The sequence below is a fragment of the Anaerotruncus sp. G3(2012) genome (assembly GCF_000403395.2).
Lineage (GTDB): Bacteria > Bacillota > Clostridia > Oscillospirales > Ruminococcaceae > Anaerotruncus.
In genome coordinates, this window is sequence record NZ_KE159679.1 from 209,968 (window position 1) to 214,877 (window position 4,910).

2 protein-coding genes and 1 pseudogene are annotated in these 4,910 nt (G+C 53.7%); all 3 read right to left on the reverse strand.

The genetic code is table 11. The features are described 5' to 3' along the window. Window positions 1-217 precede the first annotated feature (217 nt). The 3 genes and pseudogenes from ltrA to C814_RS21115 all read right to left on the reverse strand — a co-directional run bounded on the left by ltrA (window position 218) and on the right by C814_RS21115 (window position 4,788). Entirely contained in the window at window positions 218-2,104 is a 1,887-nt protein-coding gene (gene ltrA, locus C814_RS21105) for a group II intron reverse transcriptase/maturase (protein WP_016317491.1), read from the reverse strand. A gap of 730 nt (window positions 2,105-2,834) precedes the next feature. Next, a pseudogene (locus C814_RS21110) lies at window positions 2,835-4,424 on the reverse strand (CD1108 family mobile element protein); the annotation flags it as partial. Continuing rightward, window positions 4,417-4,788 (reverse strand): DUF3851 family protein, encoded by a 372-nt coding sequence (locus C814_RS21115; RefSeq protein ID WP_016317493.1) that lies wholly within the window; start codon window positions 4,786-4,788, stop codon window positions 4,417-4,419. The gene C814_RS21115 and the pseudogene C814_RS21110, both read right to left, overlap by 8 nt. Between the last annotated feature and the right edge of the window lie 122 nt (window positions 4,789-4,910).

The following is a 4,910-nucleotide window of genomic DNA, read 5'->3' on the forward strand; positions in this document are numbered from 1 at the left end:
TTGCAGGCGTCGCCGGAATTGCCCTCCACCGTATAGACCCGGCTCCCGTCTGTGCCGATCACAATGCCGACATGGTCGGCGGAACCGTCCAAATCATAGCGATAGGTAATCCGCCGCTTTTACTGCCCTCGTGAGAGAACAGCAGTCAGAGCGGATTTTCCCCCGCTTCGCACCGTGCGTGCGACTTTCACCGCACACGGCGCTCCATCAATGCAGATTATTTGTTGCGTGTATGTGAAGGAACCAGTTTTTCCCTGTAACCGATAATTTTCTTCTGTGCTTTCACATCAAATTGGCTGATTTCTTGGTTCGGATTATTCACCGCCATAAAGCATTTCTTATGGAGTGAGACCAGATTGTTGACACGATTCACCTTGTCCAGCGGGAGGTAGGGGTTAACCCGGTGCGCCCATGGCGTGCTGGAAATGAGCCAGCCGCCGCAGACCCGGCACTTGAGCTTGTCACGATTCAGGGCATAAGCCCGATTCATAATGAACTCAAAGTTGTTGAGCTTTCCCCATTTTCCATAGCTGATGGCCCTTGCCGATTTCTCCGAGTACAGTTCATCGAAGCGCGCGTTGATACGCTTCTTTTTCGTGCGCTCGAAGTTGATTTGCCTTCCGGCTTCGGTATAGGGAGTTTCTGCTTGGTTTTTTTGTAAGACTTTTTCCCACTTGCAAAAGGTGATTGCGGTAAAGCCAACGTAAATGTCACGATATTTGATAGAGGGTATTTTCTGCCTATACTGCTGGTGGACGCGGGGAAGGTTTTGCGTCTGGTTTGCTGGAATCCATTTCCCCTTGTATTGCTTCAAGCGAGCTTTTTCCACCATCTGTAATCTTCTCCCACACTTTTTCATGGAAGTACCGACCCAGGTGCAGCATTGATAATATTGGATAAGCCCTCTAATTTGGCTGTTAATGCGATTGATTGCGCCAATCATCTGTTCCCGACTGTAGTTTAGGGGAATCTTCTTGATGTCATGGGCAATTTTGTCAACTTTCCGCTTTAATCGGTCTCTGTCTGGAATTGTCCTTGATATATAGCCCCGGCGGGATTTCCCCGGCACCATTTTGAACTCGTAACCTATAAATTTGATGTGTTTCTTTCGGATGTCTGTTATCAGCGTTTTCTCCTGGGATAGCGTCAGCTTCATTTTGCTTTGTAGAAAGGCTTGCAACCGGGCTTTCCAATCTTCGGCATGGGCGCGGGTGTCCGTGATAATCACAAAGTCATCCGCATAGCGGACAAGGTAGCCTGGTATCAGATTGCTCCTTTTGCGCAGAGCATGAAGTCTGGTTTCTGGTCTGGAATACGCTGTATGGGTTTTCTTGCGCTCCCATTGACTGGAAATCCATTCATCCATGATATCCAGATACACATTTGCCAGCAACGGACTGACGAGTCCTCCCTGCGGTGTTCCTTCCTCGTTCACCTCGCACTCGCCCATAACCCCGGCTTTCAGCATGGCCTTGATAATTTGCAAAACCCGCCTGTCCTTTACGCCCATATGGTATAAGCGTTTCAGCAAAATGGCGTGGTCAATGCGGTCGAAGCATTTGCTGATGTCACCCTCGACAATCCAGTAATAGCCTGTATTGAACACAAGCGTTTTTGCCCGTTCTAATGCCATAGGCGCGTCCCGCATAGAGCGAAAACCGTAGGAATGAGCAAAGAACTGCGCTTCAAATATTGGCTCCAGCACAATCCTCATACACTCTTGTACGATTCTGTCCCGTATGGTAGGAATACCCAGCGGGCGTTTTTCGGTTTTTCCCGGTTTGTCGATATACACCCGGCGTATCCTCTGTGGTTCAAAGTGCTTAAATGCGTTTTGAATATCCTTTATCACCCAGGAATATGAACGTTGCAGATAGTCTTTACGCATGGTCTTAGAATCCACGCCGGGGGTCTCGCTGCCACGGTTGCTTTTGATGTTGTGAATTGCTGTGATAATGGTTGCTTCTGCTGACATGATTTCCAGCAGACCCTTGAACGCCGGCCTTCCGCCTGCGTCATAGACCTCTTTGCTGTGCTGATACAGCTTGTCCTGAATCTCGCGCAATTGCGTTTCGGTTTTTGGGTAGTCGAATTGTTGTGCCATAACGCACCGCCTCCCTTCGGAATTGGTGTTTCTGGTTTTAGTCAGGTATGCCTACGGCTTCCTCGACTTTCTGTTCACATACGAATCTGCACTGACTATGCCCCTTCGCTCCACCTCCATTACAGGGGCTTCATCGCTACTACGGGCTGATGCCCCATGGATTAGCAGGTCATTTCCTACCCGCGCGGCGAAGGTGTCACTTCACTTACTTCAACAAATTGAAGTGCCGTCCATGGTTCCTTTGTTCCCTATGCTTTAGCTTTACATATCGGTTTTAGCCCGTCCCTGTAGCCCGACTGCCATCTCTGACTTGTGTGATATTCTGCCAGAGACATTCGACCTCAATGGTTTTCTGCTGTTTTCAGCGATTGGAAACCTCAAACAGCGGCAGTACCCCGCATGGGGGCGGATGGCTGGATTATCATCCTTTCTTTTACGAGCCGTACTTTCAGGACATTTGTCGGTTGCAACAACACATACTGGACATGACCGATTTATAGCCTCCTGCGGCGCAATACCGTCTCAGATATTGCCTCCGCTCTTTACCGAGCTTCGTACATCCCGTATGACACTACGGGTGCACGTCGGAGTATCAGAGTTTTTGTTACCCGTCACACCGGGTCAGGCAGGTCCTGCCCCTGCCGAATCAAGCATAGAGTTCAGATTTCTTGCGAAATCTGCCTTGTTTTATTGCGTATTTCTACGCAGATTGTCAAGGAACAAAGCACGCCCAGTCAAAGAAAATGGCGTCGCCGGGGGCGATGTTGGCATATCCGCGTCCGCCCCATTGCCCATGCGACTGGAACCAGGGTACGCCCTGGGACTGACAGCCAGCAAAGCGCGGTTCGCTTTTCCCGGCCTGGTTATAGCACCAGCTCACGAAGCAGGCGCACCATTCCACCCGGCTGTTAAAGCCGTACCAGCTCCAATACGGATAGCCGCCCACGTTTCCCACCTGACGCTTCGCCAGATCGACCAGTCCCGGATTGCCGGGGCGGGTCCCGTTTATAAACTCCACGCCGCTCAAATCTTCGGAATTTCCCATATCCGGGGAACCGCCGCCAAACAGCAGCGGCTTGTTGCCCCTGGTGGCGATGTAGACCTGGTACATCTCATATTCATCCGGGGTGAGAAGCTCCGGCGCAAGGGCGGCAATCTGGGTGTTCACAAGCTCCACATGGAGGATGTAGTATTCATAGGGGACTTCCTCGCTGGTCGTTTCCCCGGTTTCCGGGTCGGTGCTGGTTTCGGTGCGGTAGCGGATTTCCACCTCCTCGGTCAGTGTCAGGACATATTGGAGGTCAAAGACCCGCTGCAACTGTGCCGCCGCGCTCTGGGGCGTGTACTCATGGAGCAGGGCGCTTAAATAAGCCGCCAGCTCATGGGGGTTATGGCCGATAGGGTCCAGATCGTACCGGTACTCGTCATAACCGGGGTGCAGGCTCTCCATGTTGTCCAGTTTGGCTTGCAGTTGTGCCTCCTTTGCCGCATAGTCCGCTTCCGTCCCCAGCATATCCTCGTCATTGGAGGGATAGGTGGAACCGGACACCGCCGAGCCGATGCTCTGGGCCAGCATGGAGCAGGAGGACAGGGTATTCATCAGCAGGCAGACCAGCAGAAGCAGCGCCAGCACGATCAGGAATCCCTTCTTGTGCCGCATGACAAACCGGCCTGCCTGTTCCGCTTTTTCTTTGACGGACTTTGCCGCCTTGCCGGTCTTGGCAGTATGGCCTGCGGCCTGTGCCGTATGCCCAGCCGTTTGACCGGCGCGTTTGGCGGCGGCATATTCCTTTTTGATGGCCTGCTTTTGCTGCCAGCGGGAAAGGGGGTTGCTGGCAAGCTGGGGGTTCTCCGCCAGGGACTTTTGGTACAGGGCGTTGATGTTTGCTTTTTCCAGCTTTTGCTCCGCCTTTGCCGCTTCGCGGTAGGGTTTCAGCTTATGGCTGCGGTATCCCTCCCGCACCAGCCGCGCGCTGACTTCAACAGCCTGCCCGGTCTTGTGCGCCCCTTCCACGCCCACATTGTCCTGTTCGGACTTGCGGATTTCCTTATGCGCCCCGGCAAGCAGCGCGTTGGCCGGAGCGCCCCGTACCGCATGGGACAGCTTGGAGGGCGGCTTTGCCTGTTCCTCAAAGGTCAGTTTCGTTGTTTTCTTTCCGGTATCGGGGTCAATAACGGTCTGCCGGACCTTCTTTTTGGGTATCCTGGCCTGCGCCTTGTCTGCCCGGACAGCTGCTTTCTGTGCGCGGCGGATCGGCTTTTCCAGCGCCGGGTCGGTCTGTTCCTCCCTCGTAAAGCGCAGGCGTGGCTCCTTAATCAAACCATTCCCCCAGCATCAGCGCCTCCATCATATAGAGCAGTTCCACATAGAGGCCCATGCCAGCCGGGGTGTGTAAAGGACGGAGGATCAGGCAGGCATAGACCTGCGCCAGCACATCGGCCAGAAGCTCCGCGCCCCGGCCCTCCATAATCCTGCCGCCGGTGTCGGGGGAGAGGCAGCACCAGATTTCCGCAAGGCGGAGCAGGCCGGTTTCCCCGTCCCCGTTCAGTTCTGCCGCCATGCTCTCCGCAGTACGGCACTCGCTTACCGCGTCCGCCATCGCCAGAAGCAGCTGGCGGCGCTGAATCTCCATCGCCCGCTTCAAAAACAGCCGGGGATTGTGTTTGATTTTCTGTGCAGTCATGATTGCTTTCCCTCCTTTAATTCCTGTAATTTTGTGGTCATGATGCGGTACAGCTCGGTGTCCTTGGGGAACCGGTCGATAAAGGGCAGGATGATGTTGCCGTAGAACAGCAGCCCTTCGCC